Here is an 18,645-nt window from a genome sequence, read left to right as displayed (position 1 = left end):
TCTGGGCCTCCCCTCAGCGAGCCGTGGCCGTGTACGGCAGCAACGCCATCTCACGGGCGTTCTTGACCGCACGCGCGATCTGGCGCTGCTGCTGGGCGCTCACGCCCGTCACCCGACGAGCGCGGATCTTGCCGCGGTCGGAGATGAACTTGCGCAGCAGCGCGGTGTCCTTGTAATCGATGTAGGTGATCCCGTCCTTGTCGAGCGGGTTCACCTTCTTCTTCGGCTTGCGAAGCGCCGCAGCCTTCGGCATGACTCTTACTCCGTAATTACCTAGAAGGGTGGCTCGTCGTCGAAGTTGCTCCCGCCACCGCCGCCGTTGGGAGCCGGCGCGGCCGTCGCCCAGGGGTCGTCGTTGGCGAAACCGCCACCGCCGCCGCCCTGGCCACCGCCGCCACCACTGGAGGAGCCGAACCCACCGCCGCCCGAGCTGCGCGACATCTTCTGCACCTTCGCCGTGGCGTAGCGCAGCGACGGGCCGATCTCGTCGACCTCCAGCTCGATGACGGTGCGCTTCTCGCCCTCCCTCGTCTCGTACGACCGCTGACGCAGCCGACCTGAGACGATCACGCGGGCGCCACGCTGCAACGACTCGGCGACGTTCTCCGCCGCCTGCCGCCAGACCGTGCACGACAGGAACAGCGGCTCGCCGTCCCGCCACTCTCCGGATGCGCGGTCCAGGGTCCGCGGCGTCGATGCGACGCGGAACTTGGCAACCGCTGCCCCGGATGGGGTGAAGCGCAGTTCAGGGTCGTCGGTCAAGTTGCCGATGACCGTGATGGTGGTCTCTCCTGCCATCGCCTACTCCTCGTTTCGGTCCGCGTCGTCGTGGCCGGCCCAGGGCCGCACCGATCTGATGGCGTTTGTCAGACTGTCACACCGGTACGACAGATCGCGGGAGCGCCGGGCGCCTTAGCGGACGTCCGGCCGGATGACCTTGGTACGCAGAACCGACTCGTTGAGTCGCAGCTGCCGGTCCAGCTCGGCCACGGCCTCCGGCGATGCCTGGAGGTCGATGACGGCGTAGATGCCCTCGGTCTTCTTGTTGATCTCGAACGACAGGCGCCGGCGGCCCCAGACGTCGAGCTTCTCCACCGAGCCACCCGCGGTACGAATCACGTTCAAGTACGTGTCGAGCGACGGGGCGACGGTGCGCTCCTCGAGACTGGCATCGAGGATCACCATGATTTCGTAATGACGCAAGACGTGCTCACCTCCTCTGGGCTAGCGGTCGCGGTCCTTCCGCGACAGGAGGTCTAGCGTCCGTTCACCGCGGGTCGGTGCCGGCCTGACCGGCGCCGCACCATCGATGAACTCGGCAAAGGATACTCGCCCGGAACACGGAGCCGCGGGGCGCCCCATCCGCCTACCTGGGTGGGACCTGGGGAGGAACGACCACACCGACGAGCTGGATGACTGACGCCCCGCGGAGCTTATGGCTGAAATCTTACGCCGCTACCATCCGGATTGCACGTTGAGCAACGATAGCGCGGATTAGGGCGATAGTGACCCCGATTATGCAAACAGACGCGATTATGACCAGAAGTCGGTCTGGTCCTTGATGTCCAGTTGATGCCGGTGTGGCCGCGCCGACCGCCACCACCGACTGGCCGCTGGGCGCGCCGGTCGGCGCGACCGCCGCCGCCGGCCCGGAGGGCCCAACCGGGCCGGACGGGGCGACGCCGAGTGCCGGGACGGACGGCCTCGCCGGGCTGCTGGGGCTGGCCGGCGGACGGCTGGCGGACGGGGCGGTCGACCTCGGCGGCTGGTCGGTCGGCGAGCCCGCGCCGGTGGTCGGGGCCGTCTGGGTCGGCGCGGCACCCGAGGGGCTGCCGGACGCCCCGGCCACCTGGACCGAGACGGTGCCGGCGCCCCCGGTGTTGAGCAGGCACGAGGGCACCAGGGACACGGCGGCCGACGCCTGGAAGGACACCGAGACCTGGTAGTTGCGGCTCAGCGTGGCCTGGGAGGCGCCGTTGACGAACAGCTGCGCGGAGCCGTTGAGGTGGTTCACGAAGGTCACCGACGTATTGGCGGGGATCTTTACCGAATTGGCGCTGGGGCGCGAGGAGGCGCCAATCCCGAGGACCGCGCAGCCGCCGGTGAAGGTGACGGTGGGTGATGCCGCGCTGGCCGCCTCGGGCGCGATCAGCGCTCCGGCTATGGCCGCCAAGGTCAGTGACGCAACGATTCTCGGTCGGGATAACACCCGCATTGCAGAGACTCCCCAGGTTGATGTGGGCACTGCTCCGGACGTATCAACGAGCGACGCATTGTGATGGGGACGCTCGTCGTGATTCTGCGGCAGCTCGCCGCCTTGCGCCAGGTCTGCACGATATCGTCGGCGGCACGACGTAGGCTCGGCGGCATGCGAATCGGAGCCCACGTCGATCCTGCCGACCCGCTGGCCGAGGCCGCTGCCCGTCGCGCCGAGGTGGTCCAGTTTTTCCTGGCCGATCCTCAGGGGTGGAAGGATCCGCAGGCCCGCGAGGACGCCGCAGCGCTGCGAGACAGCGACATCGACGTATTCATCCATGCACCGTACGTAATCAATGTGGCGACCCCGAACAATCGAATCCGCATTCCCAGCCGCAAGCTGCTGGTGAGCCACGCACACGCGGCGGCGGCGATCGGCGCCCGGGCACTGATTGTTCACGGGGGGCATGTCAACAAGGGCGACGATCTCGCCACCGGCATCGACAACTGGCGCAAGACCTTCGCGTACGCCGCGGAGAGTGGCGGTTTCGTCACGCAGATCCTGATCGAGAACACGGCCGGCGGCGACAACGCCTGTGCCCGCCGGTTCGACGCGCTGGCCCGGTTGTGGGACGTGATCGGCGAGTTCGGGGTGGGCTTCTGCCTGGACACCTGTCACGCCCACGCCGGAGGTGAGGACCTGGTGGACGTCGTCGACCGGGTCAAGGCGATCACCGGGCGGATCGACCTCATCCACGCCAACGACTCGAAGGACGGCTTCGACTCGGGTCGGGACAGACATGACAACCTCGGATCGGGCAACATCGACCCCGACCTGGTCGTGGCGGCCATCCGGGCCGCCGGCGCCCCGGCGGTGGTCGAGACCCCGGGTGGGGTGACCGGCCAGTCGGCGGACATCGCCTACCTGCGGGAGCGGTTGAACGGATGAGCGTGGATCAGGAACGGGCGGATCACGAGCCCGCGGCGCGGAGAACGGCCGGCCAGCAACCCACTGGACAGGCCGACGCGGCGCACGGGCCGGCGAGCACCACCGCGGAGGGCTCGGCCGAGACCGGCACGTCCGGACAGACCCCAGCCGGACCGGAGGTGGCGGGCAACCAACCCAGCTTCGACCGCCCCACCGCCAGCGGGCCCATCGCCGACTGGGCCGGCAGCCCCATGGCGAGCGGCCGGCCGGCGATCGGTCTCCCGGCCGGCGATCGAGCCGGCGACGGGTCGGCCGCGCCGACCGACGCGGGATCGACCGGGGAGGGCTCCACCGGCGGCGAGACCACAGTCGGCGAGACCACCCCTGCCGAGACCACCGTCGCCGCGACCACCCCTGCCGCGATCGCCCATGACGGGACCGCGGATGACGGGGCCGGAGGTGGCACGACCACCGCCGACAACGCCACCGCCGACGGGCCCACCGACGGCGAGACGGCCGAGGCCGGGATCGCGGGCGAGGAGACGGGGGGCGAGAGCTCCACCGCTACCGGTGGCGCCGACGGCGGGACCGCAGGCACGGACGCTCCGGCGACCGACGGCGTCGCGACCGGCGTCGCGGCGACCGGAGGTTCGACGACCGGCACGGCCGAGGAGGGTGCTGCCGAGGCGGGCGGGCCGGCGAAGGATGGCACCGCCACCCAGGACAAGGCCACCACGGCGGAGGGTAAACACCGGACGGGCGGGACCGATGCCACCGGCTCGGACGACGCCGCCGATAAGTGGACGCACTTCGGCCCGCGGTCCGAGCACGCCGGTCCGTTCCGTCGCACGATGCGCGCGCTGGGGCGGTTCCTGGCGCACGAGTGGACCATCGTCTGCCTGGCCGCGACCGCGCTCGCCGTCGTGATGACCTGGCCGAGCGCCTGGCATCCGGCCAGCACCATCCCGTCCGACATCTGGGACCCGACCCTGCAGGCGTGGCAGCTGGCCTGGGCCGGGCACGCGCTGCTCCACGATCCCTCGCAGTTGTGGAACGCCAACGCGTTCTACCCGGACTCGTACAGCTTCGCGTTCTCCGACACGCTGTTCGGCTACTTCCCGTTCGCGCTGATCGGCACCGGGCCGACCGCCGCCCTGGTCCGGTACAACATCCTGTTCATCCTGCTGGAGGCGCTCGCGTTCATCGGCGCGTACGCGCTGGTGCGCCAGCTCGGCGCCCGGCGCACCGCCGCGGCCGTCGCGGGTGCCGCGTTCGCGTACGCCCCGTGGCGCTGGGCGCAGGCCGGGCACATGCACGTGCTGTCGGTCGGCGGGATCGCGCTGTCCCTGGCCATGCTCGCCCGAGGACACGGCTTCTCGTTCACGCGCGGCTACCGCCCTGAGCGCACCCGGCCGGGTTGGGCGGTCGCCGGCTGGTGCGTCGCCGCCTGGCAGATCAGCCTCGGCTTCGGTATCGGGCTTCCCTTCGCGTACGTGCTGATCGCGGTCGTCATCGTGGCCGCCGTCCGCTGGCTGATCAAGGGTCGTCCGGCGCTCGGCCGCCGGCTGCTGCTCGCCGACGGTGTGGGCGTGGTGGTGTTCGGCGCGGTAGGGCTGTTCATGGGACTGCCGTACCTGCAGGTGATCAAGCAGCACCCGGAGGCGAAACGCAGCCTCGCGGAGGTCGCGGAGTTCTCGCCGAGCCTGCGCTCGTTCATCACCGCCCCCCAGCAGTCGCTCCCGTGGGGTGCCGCGCACGCCGCAGCCCGGGCCACGATGACCGCGCCCGCCGAGATGACGCTGCTGCCCGGCTTCATGCTGTACGGGCTCGCCGCCGCCGGCCTGTTCTTCTCGATCTGGTCCGTGCGCACCCGGCTCTGGCTGCTCGCCGGCACCCTGCTCAGCGTCGCGCTCGCCGAGGGCACCCAGTTCTACGGCGGCGGCAAGTACACCTACGTGCTGCTCTACAAGTACCTGCCGTTCTTCTCGTCCAGCCGCACCCCTGGGCGCCTGATCATCTGGACGACTCTGCTGCTGGGCATCCTGGCAGCGGGCGCGATCGGTGCGCTGGTCGGCCGCTCCTACGACGTCGCCGCCGAACGGGGGCCGGTCGCCACCCGACCCGGCCTGCTGCTGCGACTGGCCACCCTGCTGCCGTTGGTGCTGGTACTGGCCGAGGGCACCAACTGGCACTCCCTGCAGCACCCGGTCGTGCCGGCCCAGCCGGCGGCGATGCGCACGGTGCAGGGCCCGATGCTGGTGCTACCCAGCGACGCGCTGACCGACGAGAACGTGATGTTCTGGTCGACCACCAAGTTCCAGAAGATCGTCAACGGCGGCAGCGGCTTCTACCCGGCCGATCAACAGAACACCCGGAACATCGCGAAGTCGTTCCCGGACCAGCCCAGCGTGGACTACCTGCGCGGCCTCGGGATCCGGGCGGTGGTGGTGCTGAAGGCGCAGGCGCTCAACTCCACCGACTACGCCAAGGCGGCGGCGCCGGACGTACCGATCGACGGGCTCGGCATCACCCGCCAGGACATGGGCGACACCATCGTCTACGAGCTTCAGTGACCGCGCGCGCTCAAGACGAACCGCCGGGCCCGGTCATTCCGGTGCCCGGCGCGTAGTCCGGCGGCCGGTAGGCCGCCCGGCGCGTATTGATCCAGCTGAGCGTATGAGCCGCCCAACGGCCAGCGGCCAAGACCCGGCCGGCCGAGGATGACTCGGCCAGGTCGGCCGACACCAGCCGAGCCCCGCGCAGGCCGACAGGCCCTTGCAGGCCGACAGGCCCTTGCAGGCCGACAGGCCCTTACAGGCCGACAGGCCCTTCGAAGATCGGTGGAGGCTGCGAAGACCGGCGCGGCCCCGCGGTCCCCGGCGGGGCTAAGTCGTCGCCGGCTCAGCCGTCACGGGCTTGGCGGCCTCGGGCTTGGCGGGGTCGGGCTTGACCGGCACCCGCCATCGCTCGATCCACGGGGCGTCCGGAGCGCCGTCGAGGACACCGCCCTCCGGGTCGTCCGCGTAGGTGTCCCGGACCACGTCACGTTCCGGATGCAGGATGTCGCGCACCACGTACCCGGCGAAGACGCACACCATGATCAGCCGGAGCAGCGCGGCGAGGTCGAATACGGTCTCCGGGAAGATGCCCTTGCCGGACGCGCCCAGCAGCTCGCCGTAGAAGGCGCAGAAGTACACGACCTCCGCGGCCTGCCAGGCCAGGAAGGCACCCCAGCGAGGCCGGGCGAGCACGGCCATCGGCAGCAGCCACAGCACGTACTGCTGCGACCACACCTTGGAGAAGACCAGGAACGCGGCGACCACCAGGAAGGCCACCTGCCCAAGCCGGGGCCGGCGCGGAGCGGTGAGGATCAACAACCCGATCAGCACACAGCACACGGCGAAGAGGCCGTACTGCAGGAAGTTGACCGCCGGGATGTCGTTCTGGAGCCGGCCGAAACCGGGCAGCGTACCCACGAATGGGAAGTGCACCCCGAGGTACCACAAGGTGCCCCAGTCGATCGCCCGTACCGAGTTGAGGTGGAAGAACTGGTCCCACGACTTCCGGTACAGCAGGTACACCGGCGCGTTCACCACTATCCAGGTGATCAGGCCGGTCACGCTGGCGACGAACGCGTCCCGGAATCTTCGACCACGCAGCCCGAGCAGCAGAAGCGGGATGAACAGGAAACCTGGCCACAGTTTCGCCGCGGTACCGAGCCCGAGCAGCACACCGGCCAGGACCGGATGTCGTTTGGACCAGGCGTACACGCCGAACATCGCGAACCCGACGGCGAGCAGATCCCAGTTCACGGTGGCGGTGACCAGTAGGGCGGGCGACGCCGCGAACAGGGCGGCGTCCCATGGTCGTTTCCGGCGTAGCGAGATCAACACCACGACGCTGGCGACCGCGAGCCCGCCGAGCACCACCACGTTCGCGTTGTAGAACCATTCGCCCTGGTTGAGGCCGGGGTGCTTGACGCCGAGCGCGTGCACCGGCAGGCCGATGAGGCCCATGAACGCGCCGGTGAGCACCGGGTACTCGACCGCGTGGTCGGCGTACGGCACCTGGCCGTCGGACAGGCCCTCCGCGTAGTAGAGCGCGAGCACGTCGGTGTAGCACATCTCGCGATACTGCTTGTAGCCGTTCCCCCACGCACCGTCCTGGCAGGGCGACTTCTGCACCCAGTGCAGGGCCAGGGTCAGGCAGACCAGGGCCAGGACGATCCGGGTGGCCGTCCAGAATCTCCCACGCCGTCGCCCGCCGGTCGCGTGCGTCCCCATCGGGCCGCCGACGACCTCGGAGATGCCCCGCACGAACTCGTCGGAGCGGGACGGCGCATCCATCGAAGGCTGGTCGGGCTCCACGCTCAGCGTCACCGGTACATCCTGCCCCGTGAGGTGGTGGCTGCAAAGCCCGATCGGGATTTGAATTGCGTTCGAGGCCCACCCGAGGATCGGGCCGCCCGCGGAACCGGACGGCCCGGGACGGCGGGAGCCGGACGGGCTCCCGGGCCGGAACGCCGACGGCCGCGCCGGGTGGCGCGGCCGTCGGTGGGCGTCGAGCTGGTTAGCCGGCCGTGGGTGGCGCCGCCGGCGCGGTCGTCGGCGGTTGCGCACCGTGCCTACCGTGGTCCGGCGGCGTCGCGCAGAGCTGCGGGATGAGGCACGGCTGCTGCCCGTGGTTCGGGTCAGCCGGGGGGTTCGCCGGTGGCGCGGGCGGGGGCGCGACCACCTTGGGCTGCGGCGACGGCTCGTTGCCCTTGGTCGGATCGCCGACGTGCTTGGCGGACGGCAGGGCTTCCACCGGCGAGCCCTTGAGCGCCTTGTCCATGTACGTCTTCCAGAGCGTGCCCGGAAGGTCAGCACCGTTGATGTTGTGCAGGCCGTTGCTGTCCCTGTACTGGATCTTCATTTGCTTCGGATCTCGGCTGCCGATGTGCACCACGGTTGCCAACTGCGGCACGAACCCCGCATACCAGGCGTCCTGGTTCGCTGAGGTGTCGGCGTACTGCCAGGTACCGGTCTTGGCCGCCGCCGGGCGGTCGTTGTCCAGCTTGTTCTTGGACAGGCCCTTGTCGATGACCGTGGACATGGCCCAGGTCTCGTCGTCGATCTCCTGCGAGGTCAGGTGCGCGGTGTTGGTCACGTTGGTCTGCCGCAGCGCCGCCTCGTACACGAGGTTGCTGCCCTGGAACACCTTGTCCACGAAGTGCGCCGGCGCCTGGATGCCGCGGGCCGCCAGGGTGGCAACGCCGTCGGCGTTGTCCAGCACCGTGGTGCCGTACTGGCCGATCGAGACCTCGTTGGCGAAGTACCTCGGCGAGATCTGCGCGCCGGTGTAGTTGGCGAGGTCGAACCGCTGGTCCGCGCCGTTCACCGGCGCCCAGAGGTGCTGGATGCCCATAGCCTTGGCCATGTTGATGATGTTGGCCGCGCCGACCACCTCACCGACGCCGTAGAACACGGTGTTCATCGACTGCTGGAGCGCGTCCTGAAGGGTGCAGACGTACGAGACGGGCTCGGTGTTCTCCGGACAACTGTCGCTCTTACCGTCCGCGTTGGTCACCGGGCCGGCCTGGGTCCGGTCCGGGAAGTTCAGGCTCGGTGGGCCGTGCCAGTACGAGTCGATCGAGATGCCCTGGCTCAGCGCCGTGGCCAGCGTGTAAATCTTGAACGTCGAGCCGGGCGGGAAGTGGGCACCGGTCCAGCCACCGTCGCCCAGCACTGGGTCGCGGTAGATGCCGGCATAGTCGAGGTCCGCACCGTTGTTGCCGCCGTAGTAGGCGAGCACTCTCCCGGTCTTTGGTTCTACGGAGACCAGTGACGCCTGCAGGTTGCTCGGTTGGCCGTTCATCACCGAACCCTTGACCGTGTCGTCGGCGGTGTCGATCGCGGCCTGCTCCATGTTGTAGTTGATCGTCGTGACGATCCGGTAGCCACCGGTCTTCAACGTCTTGGTGCTGGCCAGCGCCTTCACGTCGGTCTGGTGGCTCAGCTCGTCCATCACGTGGTGGACCACGAACCCGGTCGGCTTGGTGAGCCCGTTCTGGTCGGCGTCGGCGTTGTCCTGCGACGTCGGCACCCAGTCGGTCGGGTACTTCGCACCGTCACTCGCCGCCTGCGCCGCGGTGATGAACTTCAGCTTCACCATGTTCGGGATGATGTAGTTCTCGACCCGGTCCTTGGACTGGGCGAGGCCGTACTGCGGGTCGTACCCGGGCGAGACCTTCGGGTTGTTGGGGTCGGCCGGCTCCGGCTGCTTGACCACGGCCGCCAGCACCGCGCCCTCGGCGATGGTGAGCTTGCCGACGTCCTTGTGGAAGTACGCCTGGGCGGCAGCTTCGATCCCGTACGCGCCCCGCCCGAAGTAGACGGTGTTCAGGTAGGCGAGGAGGATGTCGTTCTTGCTGTAGTTCTTGGTGAGCTTCATGGCGATCACGGCCTCGCGCAACTTACGCGCGTAGGAGATGCCCTCCAGGTCGGCCATCTTCCTGGCGTACTGCTGGGTGATCGTCGACGCGCCCTCCCGGTCGCCACCGGTCACGTTGTTGACCAGGGCCCGGAGGATGCCTTTGAAGTCCACGCCCTCGTTCGTGTAGAACGAGTTGTCCTCGGCCGCCGGGAAGGCGTCCCGCACGTACTTCGGGATCTGGTTGAGCCCGACGTTGGTCCGGTTCTCATCGCCAATCTTGGCCATGACGTGGACGTTGTCGGAGTAGTAGATGGTGGTGGTCTGCGCCTCGGTCGGCAGCGCGTCGGGCATCTTCACGCTGTCGAAGTAATAGGTGCCGCCGACCACGATGCCGCCGGAGATGATGACCAGCAACGCGCAGGCCGACAGGATGATGTTGCGGCGGAGCACCTTTTTGCCGAGCTTCTTCCGGCCGCCGCCGCCACCCGCGCGGCCACGGTCGCCGCGCCCGGGCCCACCGGGACCGCCCGGGCCGCCCGCGCCGGGACCATCGCCGGGCCCGCCCACGGAGGCGCGACCCACGGTCGCCCGACCTCCCACGGAGGCGCTGCCCACCGACGCGCTGCCGACCGAGGCGCGACCCGCGGGCGCGCTGCCCACCGACGCCCGACCCGCGGGTGCGCTGCCGACCGAGGCGCTCCCGACCGACGCGCTGCCCACCGACGCCCGACCCGCCGAGGCTCGACCCGCTGGCGCCCGGCCAGCCGAGGCCCGGCCCGAGGACGCCCGGCCGGTCGGCGCGGGATAGTCCTCCCCGTACCCGTCGGCGGACCGCACCGGGGCCCGACCGGGCCGGCCCGACCAGTCGCTCGGATTCGATGAACCCGACCGGCCCTGGTCTGCAGACCCCGACCAGCCGCCTCCGTCCGGTGGCGAGACGGGAACGCTCGCGGAACCGCCTACCGAGGCCCGACCCGAGGAGGATCGTTGCCCAGAGTCACGGTACGAGTCGTACCCGCTACGCGAACGGTCGGCGCGACCGTCCTGCCCATCGGCGGAACCCGGCATCCGGGCCCGGCCATGGGCAGCATTGTTCGAGTCGCCGTAGGACGGATTCATCTGTCACACCCTGCCGGTCGGGGTGGTGGGGGAACCTGCACCACCCGGTTGCCGTGAGTAGCGCCGCCGGAGCCGCGGGTCTGCGGCGCGCACCGGCGTCGCCGCGGGGGCGTCGCACCACTCAGGCGGGTCGGACGGACGCGACAACGCTGGCGCGCCCGTAGAATTGGGACAAATTTGCTTCTGGAAGTGCGACTCACTCGCGGGCCGTGATAGCGGGACACCAGCCAAGCGAGCCAGCCTCATTCGGCCGCCTCGCGTCGCCGCCGCGTCGACGGACTCGGCGCGTTCGGCCCGGACTCGCCGAGACCATCCCGGCCGAGCAGGTACTGCTCGACGAGGTGGTTCCAGCCGCAGCCGCGACAGACCTCGACCACGAACACCTGGAATTCACGGAACGTCATGGCGAGCACGGGCAGCTCGGTCTTTGACCGCGCCTGCCCGGCCGACTGCTTCAATTCGTCGCCGTAGATATAGTGAACGTGCGTCAGGTTCTCGCGCCGGCACACGGGGCACCGGGTCTCGGTCGGTTCACCGTGGAAGCGAGCCGCGTTCTTCAGGTAGGGCGAGGCATCGCAGACCTCGTAGGTGCCCATCCGCCCCGAGTGCACCTCACGCAGCAGTGCTCGCTTCTGTAGCGAGTAGTCCACCACCTGCCGCTGGGTGCGCATGCGCACGAGGGTACGCGCCTCGGGCCCCCCGGGCGAGTTGGTGACTCTGTGTGAGGCGGCAATCCCAGAAGTTGAATTGCCCGGCTCGACGCTTGGCGGTAACGTGCGATGTATCGGCCCGATACATCGAAGGGAGGCCGGGTGCTGGATCTCGCCATTCTCGGCCTCCTGCACGAAAGCCCGATGCACGGGTACGAGCTGCGCAAGCAGCTGGGCGCCAAGCTCGGAGCGATCCGGGCGGCGATCTCCTACGGGTCCCTCTACCCGACCCTGCGCCGGTTGCAGGCGGCCGGGCTGATCACGGAGGGAGCCGCGACCGAGCCGGCATCCGGCGCCGAGGTACCGGCGCTGACGAGCCGGCGCGGCCGGGTGGTCTACAAGATCACCGCCGAGGGCAAGGAGCGCTTCCTGGAGATGCTCGCCCAGGCCGGCCCGGAGACGTACGAGGACGCCGGCTTCGGCGTGCACTTCGCGTTCTTCTCCCGGACGGATCAGGACACCCGGCTGAGGATCCTGGAGGGACGGCGCAGGCGGATCGAGGAGCGCCGCGAGGGGCTGCGCGACGCGCTGACCCGTGCCGCCGAGCGAATCGATGCGTACACCCTTGAACTGCAGCGACATGGGCTCGACGCCTGTGAACGCGAGGTTCGCTGGCTGGAGGAGCTGATCGCGACGGAACGCTCCGGCGGCCAACCCGGTCAGGGCCGCGAGGGGTGAGGCCCCGGCGGACCGGGGAGTCCAATCAAAAACCGCCTCCGCCTGGATCATCCAGACATTCGCCGGAGCGGCCTGAAGATGATGAAGAAGGAGGCTGATCAAATGGGTTCGGTCCGCGTGGCCATCGTCGGCGTCGGTAACTGCGCCTCATCCCTGGTACAAGGGGTGGAGTACTACCGCAACGCCGATCCGGGCGAGCGTGTCCCCGGTCTCATGCACGTGAAGTTCGGCGACTACCACGTCTCCGACGTGGAGTTCGTCGCGGCGTTCGATGTGGACGCCAAGAAGGTCGGCCAGGACCTGGCCGAGGCGATCGTCGCCAGCGAGAACAACACCATCAAGATTAGCGATGTGCCGCCGACCGGCGTGCTGGTGCAGCGCGGGCCGACGTACGACGGGCTCGGCAAGTACTACCGCGAGACGGTGACCGAGTCCGACGAGCAGCCGGTCGACATCGTGCAGGCGCTGCGTGACGCCCGGGTCGACGTGGTCGTCTCCTACCTCCCGGTCGGCTCCGAGCAGGCTGACAAGTTCTACGCGCAGGCCGCGATCGACGCCGGCTGCGGCTTCGTCAACGCGCTGCCGGTCTTCATCGCCTCGGACCCGGCGTGGGCGAAGAAGTTCGAGGACGCGGGCCTGCCGATCGTCGGCGACGACATCAAGAGCCAGGTCGGCGCGACCATCATCCACCGCTCCCTGGCCAAGCTGTTCGAGGACCGCGGTGTCGAGCTGCAGCGCACCTACCAGCTCAACTTCGGCGGCAACATGGACTTCATGAACATGCTGGAGCGCGACCGGCTGGAGTCCAAGAAGATCTCCAAGACCCAGTCGGTCACCTCGCAGATCCCGCACGAGATGGAGAAGGCGAACGTCCACATCGGACCGTCCGACCACGTGCCGTGGCTGCTGGACCGCAAGTGGGCGCACATCAGGCTGGAGGGCAGGGCGTTCGGTGACGTCCCGCTCAACGTCGACCTCAAGCTGGAGGTCTGGGACTCGCCGAACTCGGCCGGCATCATCATCGACGCGCTGCGCGCGTGCAAGATCGCCATGGACCGGAAGATCGGCGGCCCGGTGCTCTCCGCAGCCAGCTACTTCATGAAGTCCCCGCCGGTCCAGTACGCGGACTCGGACGCGAAGGAGGCCGTGGAGAAGTTCATCCGCGGCGAGGTCGAGCGGTAGCCGGCGCTGCCCATCGGCATGTGAACGCGGCGGGGTCCGGGCGCACCGGACCCCGCCGCGTTTCCGTGGGCCCATCCGCGCCTCGATCTATGCCCGTGGATGTAGTCTTTTGCCCGGTACAAGGAGAATCTCCCATCCCTTTTGCAGGCATAGATGGTCTGGACCAGGCAGGCCGCGCTGGTCATAGTGGGTGGATGGCCAAGGCCAACGTTCTCGACACGGTCGCCACCGACCCCGCGCACGGTCACACCCGGCCGGCGATCCAGCGCTCGGGCAGTCCGGTCGCGGGCCATCCGACCGACCCCGCCCCACGCGCGCGGCTCGCCGCGGTGCGCCGCGTGATACCCGACCTCATCGAGGCATACCGCCGGCGCTATCCGCACGCCGGCTCCGACGAGATCCGGGCGCACCCGTTGGCGGCCGCGCGACTGCGCAGGCTGCGCTGGTACGCGATCGTGGCCACCGCGATCACGCTGCCCTTCGCGGTACTGGGTGCCGTCACCGTCGTCCAGTGGATCGTGGGCTGATCGTTACAGTCGCCACTGGCGCGCCTTGATTCGATTGGCACACCATCGAAGTGTGGCCAAGCCCGACATCCTTGCCCGGGTGCAAGTCGACCTCGCACGTGGCCGTACCCGGCTGGCCACCCAGCGGTTACGCACCTTCCTGGCCACCGAGCCGCACAACCTCGAGGTGCGCCGCACGCTCGCCTCGATCTACCGCGGCACCGGCAATCTGTCCGAGGCGGGTCGCTGGGGTTACCTCACCCGCGACGTCCGGGCCGAGGAGATCGCCGCGTTCGAGCGGACCAACCCGTCGCCGTGGCTGCAACTCCGGCTGCTGCAGTTCACCGCCGACCCGAAGATCCTGTGCGAGGACGCCCGCACGCGACTGATGTCGCTCACCGAGGACGCCGCGCGGATCGGGCCGCCGGACGCCTGGACCGGGCCGGCGACGGCGGAGCGGCCAGGCCGGCGCGGGATCACGGTGCCCTGCCTCTTCGTGATCGTCGCGCTGTCCGTGTTCGCGGTGCTCGCCGGCATCGGCGTGTACCGATCGGTGATCTGGCTCTGGCACCTCTAGCCCTCCGCCGGACCACCCTCGCCACCGCGAATCCGGCCCGCTCCGGCCCGCGTTCGCGACGGGCGGCCTACGCGAAGTCCCGCTCGATCCGCACCCGGGCCTCCAGCTCCAGCAGGAACCGCTTGCGCGGTAGCCCGCCGCCGAAGCCGACGAGCTTGCCGCCGGCGCCCACCACGCGGTGGCACGGCACCACGAGCGGCAGCGGGTTGCGGTTGCAGGCGATCCCGACCGCTCGGGCCGCGCCCGAGTCGCCCACGTCGGCCGCGATCTCACCGTACGTGCGCATCTGCCCGTACGGTATGGCGGCGATGGCCCGCCAGACCGAGCGTTCGAAGTCCGAACCGCCGGTCACCGACAGCGGCAGGGTGAACTCGGTCAGCACCCCGGAGAAGTATCGATCGAGCTGATCGGCGGCCGCGTCGAGTAGCGGCTCCGGCTCTCCGGCGGTGCCGCCGGGCGGCGCCTCGGGTGGGCGTGGGGGCTGCTCGGCCGCGCCGGCCGACCGCTGCGCCTCGGCCTCGCCAGGCGCCCCGCCGAAGCGAATCCGGCAAACGCCATCGCCGTCCACGGCCACTCCGAGGCCCCCGATGGGTGTGCTCAGCTCCTGCCATCGCATCGGCCCATTCTCACCCCCGGGTACGACAGATAACCCGTGGCCCTCCGGTACATCTGGGGCGCTTACTCCCGGTACCTGTAGATCGCCCGCTCTAGTCCGATATCGCCCGTAGGCTCGATCCGTGCCATCGTCGGGTGCTCGGGGGAACCTCCGCGCGATCGTGCGCAGTCGAGGGTTCCGCCGGCTCCTGGACGCCCGGCTCGCCAGCCAGCTCGGCGACGGCGCGTTCCAGGCCGCGCTGGCCGGCAGCCTGCTGTTCAACCCCCAGCAGGCCACCGGCGCGCTCTCCGTGGCCGGCGGGTTCGCGGTGCTCCTGCTGCCGTACTCCATCGTCGGGCCGTACGTCGGCGTGGTGCTGGACCGGTGGAGCCGGCGCACCGTGATCTTCACGGCCAACCTGATCCGGGCGCTGCTCGTGCTGCCCGCCGCGCTGTTGATCTGGTTCGGGCGGGAATCCGCGCCGTACATCCTGCTCGCCCTGCTGATCATCGGCATCAACCGGCTGTTCCTCGCGGGACTCTCCGCGGCCATGCCCCACGTGGTACCCGAACGCCGGCTGGTCACGGCCAACGCGCTGGCCACCACGCTGGGCACACTGATCTACTCCCTCGGACTCGGCGCGGCGGCGTTCATCCTGCAGGTCACGCTGCACAAGGGCTTCCACGGGTACGCGGTGCTCGCGGTGACCGGTGCGCTCGGGTACGCGGGCTCCGCCCTGCTGGTCCGGTTCGCCTTCGAGCGCGATGAGCTCGGGCCGGAGGACACCACGGGGCAGCAGTCGGTGGTCCAGGCCGCGATCGAGGTCGCGAGGGGTACCGTGGCCGGGCTGCGCCACCTGGCGTCACGGCGCAACGCCGCCTACGCCATGCTGGCCCAGTCCCTGCACCGCGGCATCTACGGCGTGCTCACCCTGGCCACCCTGCTGCTCTACCGCCACTACTTCTATGGCGCCAACTCCGACAAGGCGCTGACCGGCCTCGCCCAGATAGTGGTGGCCGGCGGCTTCGGCTCCCTGGTGGCGGCCTTCATCACCCCGCGGGTCGTGCGGCTGATCGGCGGCCCGCGGTGGATCGCCGGGCTGTTCGGCGGGGCCGGCATCCTGGTGCTGCTCGGGCTGCCGTTCCAGCCGGTACTGCTGGTGATCGCCACGTTCGGGGTGAACATCACCTCGCAGGGCACGAAGATCGTGGTGGACACCGCCATCCAGCGCGAGTGCGACGACGACTACCGGGGTCGGGTGTTCAGCGTCAACGACACGGCGTTCAACCTGTTCTTCGTGATCGGGCTGTTCATCGCCGCGCTGGCGCTGCCGGCGGACGGCCACTCGGTGCTGGCGGTCGTGCTGGTGTCGACCTGTTATCTCGCCCTGGCCGGCTGGTATGTGCTGGCCGCCGACCGGGCCGCCCGGCTGGCGATCGCCTCGCGGTGAGCGTGATCCGGGGCAGCCGCGACGCGGTCAGGCCACCGGGAGATCATCCGACCGGTACGCCCTGCCATCGGTCGTGATCACGGCGCTCGGATGGCCGTCGAGCCGGGCCAGCCAGCCCAGGCCGGCCTCGCCCATCGCGAAGGCCGCGGTCGCGTACGCGTCGGCGGTACCCAGCTCCGGGCCGAGCACGGTGACCGAGGCCAGCGCGGTCGCCGGCCGGCCGGTACGCGGGTCGATGATGTGGTTGCCCCGGGCGTACCTGCCGGAAGTCGCCACCGCCCGGTCGGTCACCTCCAGCACCCAGGCCACCCCGTCGGGCTCGAACGGATGCTGGACGCCCACCCGCCAGCCCGCCCCGGGCGCGGCCCGGCCCCGGGCGCACAGGTCGCCCCCGGCGTTCAGGAAGTGGTCGGCCGCGCCACCGGCCACCAGCCGGTCCGAGGCCACCTGGACCGCCCACCCCTTGACGTACCCGGAGGGGTCGAGCCGGCCGGTGGCGTACACGTCGAAGTACCCGTCGGTCTGGCGCCACAGGTCGGCGCACCGATCCAGGACGGCGGCCACCTCCGGACCCGGGGAGCGGATCTCACCCCGGTTGAGCCGGGACACCTCGCTGTCCTCGCGGTACGTGCTGAACACCGCGTCCACGTGACGCAGCCAGCCGAACGCCTCCTCGGCGAGCGCGCCGGCCGTGGGCAGGTCGGGCAGCTGGAGGCTGACCGGCATGCCCATGACGTGCTCGACCCGGCGCACGGCGGCGTCAGCCGGTGCCCGCCGGGCGGTCGACCTCGATGCCGTGCTCACGGCCCCACCGGTACAACTCAGCCACCGCCTCGTCGTGGTCCAGCGGGCCGTGCTCCAGGCGCAGCTCCTTGAGGTGCCGCCACGCCTTGCCGACCAGCGGGCCTGCCGGGATGTCGAGCAATTCCATGATCGCGTTGCCGTCGAGGTCGGGCCGCACCCTGGCCAGGTCCTCCTCGGCCTGGATGCGGGCGATCCGCTCCTCCAACGCGTCGTAGTCGGCGGCCAGCGCGGCCGCCTTACGCCGGTTGCGGGTGGTCACGTCCGAGCGGGTCAGCAGGTGCAGCCGGGACAGCAGGTCGCCGGCGTCGGTCACGTACCGGCGCACCGCCGAATCGGTCCACTCGCCCCGCCCGTACCCGTAGAAGCGCAGGTGCAGGCTGACCAGCTCGACGACGGCGCTGATCGTGTCCTTCGGGTACTTCAGCGCCTTCATCCGCACCTTGGTCAGCCGGGCGCCGACGACCTCGTGGTGGTGGAAGCTGACCCGGCCGTCCGGGCCGATCGCCTTGGTGGCCGGCTTGCCCACGTCGTGCATGAGCGCGGCCATCCGCAGCACGAAGTCCGGGCCGTCCTTCTCCAGCCGCATCGCGTTGCGCAGCACGATCAGCGTGTGCTCGTACACGTCCTTGTGCTGGGCGTGCTCGTCGATCTCCAGCTTGAGCCCGGACAGTTCGGGAAGGAACTGGTCGGCCAGCCCGGTGTCGACCAGCAGCCGCAGTCCGGCGACCGGGTCCTCGCCGGCGAGCAGCTTCGTGAACTCGTCCCGGATCCGCTCGGCCGTGATCCGCCGCAGGTCGGTGGCCATCTCCGTCATCGCGGCGACGACCGGCGGGTCGACGTCGAACTCCAGCTGCGCGGCGAACCGGGCGGCGCGCAGCATGCGCAGCGGATCGTCGCCGAAGCTCTGCCGGGGGGTACCCGGGGTGCGCAGGACGCCGGCCGCGAGATCTTCCAGCCCACCGTACGGGTCGGTGAACGCGTGGCCGGGCACGGACACCGCCATCGCGTTCACGGTGAAGTCCCGCCGGCGCAGGTCGTCCTCGAGGCCGGTGCCGTACTCGACGACCGGGTTGCGGCTGACGCCGTCGTACGCCTCGGCGCGGTAGGTCGTGATCTCCAGGCGTAGGCCCCGGCGCGCGGCGCCGATGGTGCCGAACTCCCGGCCGGTCTCCCAGGTGGTCTCCGCCCAGCCCTTGAGCAGGTCCAGCGTCTGGTCCGGGGTGGCGCTGGTGGTGAAGTCGAGGTCGTTGCCGAGCCGGCCGAGCAGCGCGTCGCGGACCGAGCCCCCGACCAGGTGCAGCTCGTGGCCGGCGCGGTCGAACCGCTCACCGATCTCGTCGATGACCGGAAAGACGCGCACGAGTTCACTCAGCGCCCGGCGCTGGGCCTGGGACAGGGCGCGGGCGTGGCTCGGAGCAGGGGAATCGGTCATGGCGCCGGCAAGCCTATCCGTAGCCGTACCCGGCGCGAACGCCCCGGTCCCGGC

Annotated in this window: 17 protein-coding genes and 1 pseudogene; 9 read left to right on the top strand and 9 right to left on the bottom strand. The window is 70.1% G+C overall.

The features are described from left to right. Positions 1 to 13: 13 nt before the first annotated feature. From rpsR to rpsF, 3 genes are all read right to left on the bottom strand, one after another. A complete protein-coding gene (gene rpsR / locus ABEA87_RS20770) occupies positions 14 to 253 on the bottom strand; it encodes a 30S ribosomal protein S18 (protein WP_203916859.1) in 240 nt (79 codons plus the stop codon). 20 nt (positions 254 to 273) lie between these two features. Next, positions 274 to 798: a single-stranded DNA-binding protein gene (locus ABEA87_RS20765; RefSeq protein ID WP_345631859.1), complete on the bottom strand. Its 525-nt coding sequence runs from the start codon at positions 796 to 798 to the stop codon at positions 274 to 276. A 114-nt stretch (positions 799 to 912) separates the two neighbouring features. After that, the gene (rpsF, locus tag ABEA87_RS20760; RefSeq protein WP_203916861.1) at positions 913 to 1,203 is read right to left on the bottom strand and encodes a 30S ribosomal protein S6; all 291 of its coding nucleotides are present in this window, start codon (positions 1,201 to 1,203) and stop codon (positions 913 to 915) included. A gap of 377 nt (positions 1,204 to 1,580) precedes the next feature. On the opposite strand from rpsF, the gene ABEA87_RS20755 reads away from it, so the two are divergent. The 4 genes from ABEA87_RS20755 (at position 1,581) to ABEA87_RS20740 (ending at position 5,697) form a co-directional block, all read left to right on the top strand. After that, the gene (locus ABEA87_RS20755; RefSeq protein ID WP_345631853.1) at positions 1,581 to 1,946 is read left to right on the top strand and encodes a hypothetical protein; all 366 of its coding nucleotides are present in this window, start codon (positions 1,581 to 1,583) and stop codon (positions 1,944 to 1,946) included. Positions 1,947 to 1,976: 30 nt separating this feature from the next. Next, the gene (locus ABEA87_RS20750) at positions 1,977 to 2,279 is read left to right on the top strand and encodes a hypothetical protein (RefSeq protein WP_345631851.1); all 303 of its coding nucleotides are present in this window, start codon (positions 1,977 to 1,979) and stop codon (positions 2,277 to 2,279) included. Between the two features lie 89 nt (positions 2,280 to 2,368). Beyond that, the gene (locus tag ABEA87_RS20745; RefSeq protein ID WP_345631849.1) at positions 2,369 to 3,145 is read left to right on the top strand and encodes a deoxyribonuclease IV; all 777 of its coding nucleotides are present in this window, start codon (positions 2,369 to 2,371) and stop codon (positions 3,143 to 3,145) included. After that, positions 3,142 to 5,697, top strand: a complete 2,556-nt coding sequence (locus tag ABEA87_RS20740) for a hypothetical protein (RefSeq protein WP_345631847.1) — start codon at positions 3,142 to 3,144, stop codon at positions 5,695 to 5,697. The genes ABEA87_RS20745 and ABEA87_RS20740 overlap by 4 nt, the downstream gene beginning before the upstream one ends. A gap of 312 nt (positions 5,698 to 6,009) precedes the next feature. Here the strand turns inward: ABEA87_RS20740 and ABEA87_RS20735 are convergent, their stop codons facing one another. The 3 genes from ABEA87_RS20735 to ABEA87_RS20725 form a co-directional block, all read right to left on the bottom strand. Then, a complete protein-coding gene (locus tag ABEA87_RS20735) occupies positions 6,010 to 7,470 on the bottom strand; it encodes a glycosyltransferase family 87 protein (protein WP_345632137.1) in 1,461 nt (486 codons plus the stop codon). 223 nt (positions 7,471 to 7,693) lie between these two features. Continuing rightward, on the bottom strand, positions 7,694 to 10,120 hold the full coding sequence (locus tag ABEA87_RS20730) for a transglycosylase domain-containing protein (protein WP_345631845.1): 2,427 nt from the start codon (positions 10,118 to 10,120) through the stop codon (positions 7,694 to 7,696). 779 nt (positions 10,121 to 10,899) lie between these two features. Then, entirely contained in the window at positions 10,900 to 11,328 is a 429-nt protein-coding gene (locus ABEA87_RS20725; RefSeq protein WP_345631843.1) for a DUF5318 domain-containing protein, read from the bottom strand. 141 nt (positions 11,329 to 11,469) lie between these two features. On the opposite strand from ABEA87_RS20725, the pseudogene ABEA87_RS20720 reads away from it, so the two are divergent. The 4 genes and pseudogenes from ABEA87_RS20720 (at position 11,470) to ABEA87_RS20705 (ending at position 14,310) form a co-directional block, all read left to right on the top strand. Beyond that, positions 11,470 to 12,143, top strand: a pseudogene (locus ABEA87_RS20720) (PadR family transcriptional regulator). A gap of 4 nt (positions 12,144 to 12,147) precedes the next feature. Next, positions 12,148 to 13,227: an inositol-3-phosphate synthase gene (locus ABEA87_RS20715; protein ID WP_345631841.1), complete on the top strand. Its 1,080-nt coding sequence runs from the start codon at positions 12,148 to 12,150 to the stop codon at positions 13,225 to 13,227. Positions 13,228 to 13,421: 194 nt separating this feature from the next. Beyond that, entirely contained in the window at positions 13,422 to 13,754 is a 333-nt protein-coding gene (locus tag ABEA87_RS20710; RefSeq protein WP_345631839.1) for a hypothetical protein, read from the top strand. A gap of 52 nt (positions 13,755 to 13,806) precedes the next feature. Beyond that, a complete protein-coding gene (locus ABEA87_RS20705; RefSeq protein WP_345631837.1) occupies positions 13,807 to 14,310 on the top strand; it encodes a DUF6584 family protein in 504 nt (167 codons plus the stop codon). A 67-nt stretch (positions 14,311 to 14,377) separates the two neighbouring features. On the opposite strand, the gene ABEA87_RS20700 is transcribed toward ABEA87_RS20705, so the two are convergent. After that, the gene (locus ABEA87_RS20700; RefSeq protein ID WP_345631835.1) at positions 14,378 to 14,926 is read right to left on the bottom strand and encodes a methylated-DNA--[protein]-cysteine S-methyltransferase; all 549 of its coding nucleotides are present in this window, start codon (positions 14,924 to 14,926) and stop codon (positions 14,378 to 14,380) included. Between the two features lie 160 nt (positions 14,927 to 15,086). Between ABEA87_RS20700 and ABEA87_RS20695 the strand changes: the two genes are divergently transcribed. Next, positions 15,087 to 16,355, top strand: coding sequence for an MFS transporter (locus ABEA87_RS20695; RefSeq protein WP_345631833.1), 1,269 nt, complete (start codon positions 15,087 to 15,089; stop codon positions 16,353 to 16,355). A gap of 27 nt (positions 16,356 to 16,382) precedes the next feature. Here the strand turns inward: ABEA87_RS20695 and ABEA87_RS20690 are convergent, their stop codons facing one another. Together ABEA87_RS20690 and ABEA87_RS20685 are read right to left on the bottom strand one after the other, a co-directional pair. Beyond that, entirely contained in the window at positions 16,383 to 17,159 is a 777-nt protein-coding gene (locus ABEA87_RS20690) for an FAD:protein FMN transferase (protein WP_425570923.1), read from the bottom strand. Beyond that, positions 17,116 to 18,591: a CCA tRNA nucleotidyltransferase gene (locus ABEA87_RS20685; protein ID WP_345631831.1), complete on the bottom strand. Its 1,476-nt coding sequence runs from the start codon at positions 18,589 to 18,591 to the stop codon at positions 17,116 to 17,118. The genes ABEA87_RS20690 and ABEA87_RS20685 overlap by 44 nt, the downstream gene beginning before the upstream one ends. Positions 18,592 to 18,645 lie beyond the last annotated feature (54 nt).

It is taken from the genome of Rugosimonospora acidiphila, from assembly GCF_039543385.1.
Lineage (GTDB): Bacteria > Actinomycetota > Actinomycetes > Mycobacteriales > Micromonosporaceae > Rugosimonospora > Rugosimonospora acidiphila.
Note: the sequence above shows the minus strand (reverse complement) of the source record. Positions and strands in the feature narration are given on the sequence as shown.